Here is a 3543-nt window from a genome sequence, read left to right on the forward strand (position 1 = left end):
CCAAGCAAAAGTGCCACGCCTACTCCAAATTCTAAAAAGCCGGCCTTAGAAAGCAGACTGGTTTCGAGCGTGAACCCAAGATAAAGCGACAGGATAAAAGCAGCGAACCCGAGCAGCGCGCGCCCTATTCCAAAAAATGGCAGATACAGGCGCGGGTGCTTCAGCGTATCGGTAAAATACTCGTAATCCTGAAAAACGAAGGGCTCGCGGCATGAGTGGTATTTGGCGTTGCTTACCAGGACCACGAGCAGCAATGCCGCGAGCGCAAGAACTGCCGCGAAATACGGACGTTGGCACAATACCAGCGCAAGACCGAAAGCCATTACCCACAACCCGAGGTGAACGGCAAAAGCCGTCAACGGGCGGCCAATAAACCCGGGCCTGGGTTGCAACAGGCGTTCAATGAAGAAGGAAAATGCCGCCCCCCCAGCCGCGGGCACTGCAATTCCAATCCAGAACATCTCAGCCACGATATCTTAGTAACACTAGCAGTCGTTCGGACACGCTAAGCGGCAATTCCGAACCCCCGGTTGCCCCACTAATAAAAACCGAACCGGGGCGAAACCCAGTCATAGCAAGGCGTCCAAGGGCGAACGCTCCGACTCCAGTCTTCGCAGGCTGTTGCTGACAGCCATCCCTATCCCTTGCGCTGAATAAAAACCACCGTTCACTTGCGTGGTATGAATCACCGTGTTCCTGAATCTTCGAAAAAGTTCGCCATCGGGAGCCGTGCCTTCCCGCCAAAAGGCATCAAGCGGTCCCTGAAAGGTCAAGCCGGGAAAATTATAGATTGGGTTGCTTAATGCTATTGTCGGACGGCCTTGCATCAGAGACGGCAACCCGACCGTGCTGTTGACGGTGATCACCCCTTGCGCGCGCGAGAGCAAAGCGGACAAATCACCGGTTTCCAAGTACTCTACCCGTCCATCAACATCGAAGCGCCGTTCCAGCCGGCGAATAATGCGGCGATAATTTTCCAGGCCTGTATCCAACGGATGATTCTTGATAACCAGGCGGGCATCGCTACCCGCGTGCTCCGCAAATGATCTCATCACATAATTAATAACGTCGGTCATATTGGTAAAAGGCGAGTGATGAAGAATTTGTGCGTCGGTATTCAATTGTAGCGGCAATAAATAATAAGGCTCCCCGCTGTGCAGCAATTTGTTGATGATGACTCGCGCCCTGCGCGCTTGGAAAGGAAGCGCGGGAAACCTGCGGGCATAGCCGGCATATTCCACCGCTGAAACGTAAGGCCAGTGCGTACGATAGCGAGGAAACAAAAGAGGATTGATCAGGTTTGCCAAGTGATAAGCCATGTCGTGCATTGCCCGCGCCCGCAAGTTTGACTGAAAAGGCTCGCCGTCGCCGTAGTCAGGCAGCGATGCCCCGACCTCGCGGTACCAGTCCGGATCCCGTGGCAAAAGAGAATTGCCGTTTACCCCGTCACGTTCCAGAGTTATCCAGTAGGGTCGGAAATAGCCTTCCTCAAATACGTGGATTCGCATAGCCCGTGCTTTGGCACATCGAATTGCAGATAAATGTACAGGGCGACGATCCCCAAACAGGACCAAGTCGGTGATATGAAACGAACGGAATTTCTCGTCCAGAAAGCAAGGCAAAGTATCAAGCGAGCCGCGGAAGCTCCAGGCCGGCCGCATTCCCCAATATGCCGTATCGCCACCGTTGAAGTTAACCCGATAAATCCGATGCCCGTCGGCAGCCAATCGGTCAGCCAAACGCGGAAAAAACGGAGAGCAAACCGCCTGCAGAAAAAGAAACGAACGCATTGACATCACACGATCTTCCTTGACATTAAAGCGTCGCCGGCTGCGCTCAGTGACAAATGCGAATGTAAGACGCCGCCATATGCCTCAACCGCTCCCCCTGCAGCGGCGCAATCGCGATAACAACCCGTGATTCGCGTGCCGCTCGACAATTAAAAGTTTAAGGATTTCGGGCCTCGAAAATTTACGAATCTACAGTGAATTTTCTAAAACGACAATTTCGAATCGCCGCAAAAACGGCCACCAATCACATACGCCTTAAATCTGGAATTTTTTTCAATTTTGCTCGACAAATATTATTTTCACATATTTCATTGGAGACGTTCCGTGGCTTCATGTAATCCATGTTTAATCAATGTGATATCGCGTATTCATGAGCTTGTACTTGAATATCCATACAACAGCAACCCAGTTCCTCAATGGGGGCGGCGTGGTCCTATTACGCTTTGGCTCAATCGCCACATTGGACAAGGATCGCAATCGTGGTTTCGCACCCTCGCCCTATCCCTCCTTCCGAAATCACGTTCGTCACCTTGCATGCACGCCGGAATGATTCGCAGCCCTGTTGATCTGGCGCACGCCTCGCGCTACCCTGACATCATAAACTGATTCTCAATGGCGAACTCGTTTCCGACTAAACGGGAAACAACATGAGCCAAACCGGACCAACTGACAATTCCACGGCGCCTGAGCCGCGCACACATAAAAACGCGGAACTCGCGCCTGCCGCGGGCGATGCGTTGCTCATTGTTGACGTTCAGAACGATTTTCTGCCGGGTGGGGCGCTTTCGGTGCCCAAGGGGGATGAGATAATTCCTGTGTTGAACGGTTACGTTTCGCGCTTCGCCGAACTCGGGCTGCCGGTGATCGCCACGCGCGATTGGCATCCTTCCGACCATTGCTCGTTCCAGCGCGCCGGGGGACCCTGGCCCGCACATTGCATTGCGAATTCCGCCGGCGCGGAATTCGCGCCGGCGCTTCGATTACCCGTCGACGTGCGTCTGGTGTCGAAAGCTACCGATCCCGATCGCGACGCCTATTCCGGCTTTTCGGGTACCGATCTGGACCATTTCCTCCACAGCCGCAAGGTCCGACGTTTATTCGTCGGAGGACTCGCTACCGACTACTGCGTGCTCAATACCGTCAAAGACGCATTGGCACTGGGATACCAAGTAATTCTGCTGCGCGACGCCATCCGCGCCGTCAACGTGCATTCTGGGGATGGGGCTCGCGCCGAGGAGGAAATGCGAACTCTGGGCGCAATCCCGATAAGTGCGAGAGGGGGCGGCGTGTGAGATCCGCCACTCCAGCCACCGCCGCCCAGGAGTTTTCCATGGCCCCTGACCCCGGTGCAAGTGCGCTCCTGACAGACCTCTACGAGCTGACCATGCTCGCGGCGTATCACGAGTACGGCATGCAAGACATTGCTGTATTCGAGTTTCTTGTCCGTAAGCTGCCGCCAAACCGAAATTTTCTCATTGCCGCGGGCCTGGAGCAGGTGTTGGACTTCCTGGAAAACCTTCATTTTACTCAGGCGGAACTCGCCTGGCTCGAGGCGAAGTATCGCTTCCGTCCCGAGTTTTTGGATTGGTTGGCGAAATTGCGCTTCACCGGAGACGTACATGCCATGCCCGAAGGCACACCTTTCTTTCCGCACGAGCCGATCTTGCGCGTAACTTCAACCCTCCCCCAGGCACAACTGGTGGAAACACGAATCGTGGGGCTCCTGCAGCTCGAAACTGTGATTGCCTCGAAA

General features: G+C 54.4%; 4 protein-coding genes. 2 read left to right on the forward strand and 2 right to left on the reverse strand.

All coding sequences use genetic code 11. From position 1 onward, the window contains the following. Together VLV32_10260 and VLV32_10265 are read right to left on the reverse strand one after the other, a co-directional pair. The coding region (locus tag VLV32_10260; GenBank protein HUL42268.1) for a hypothetical protein at positions 1-461 on the reverse strand (461 nt) is incomplete at its 3' end. Positions 462-569: 108 nt separating this feature from the next. After that, a complete protein-coding gene (locus tag VLV32_10265) occupies positions 570-1796 on the reverse strand; it encodes a capsular biosynthesis protein (GenBank protein ID HUL42269.1) in 1227 nt (408 codons plus the stop codon). A 641-nt stretch (positions 1797-2437) separates the two neighbouring features. Between VLV32_10265 and VLV32_10270 the strand changes: the two genes are divergently transcribed. Continuing rightward, complete coding sequence (locus VLV32_10270; GenBank protein ID HUL42270.1) at positions 2438-3082, forward strand: nicotinamidase; 645 nt, start codon at positions 2438-2440, stop codon at positions 3080-3082. A 38-nt stretch (positions 3083-3120) separates the two neighbouring features. Next, the coding region (locus tag VLV32_10275) for a nicotinate phosphoribosyltransferase (GenBank protein HUL42271.1) at positions 3121-3543 on the forward strand (423 nt) is incomplete at its 3' end.

The sequence above is a fragment of the Burkholderiales bacterium genome, assembly GCA_035518095.1.
GTDB lineage: Bacteria > Pseudomonadota > Gammaproteobacteria > Burkholderiales > JAHFRG01 > JAHFRG01.

What these genes read in the sequence shown, in the direction of transcription:
- VLV32_10265 (HUL42269.1), bottom strand. Translation starts at nt 1,796, where the DNA reads ATGTCAATGCGTTCGTTTCTTTTTCTGCAGGCGGTTTGCTCTCCGTTT.
- VLV32_10270 (HUL42270.1), top strand. Translation starts at nt 2,438, where the DNA reads ATGAGCCAAACCGGACCAACTGACAATTCCACGGCGCCTGAGCCGCGC.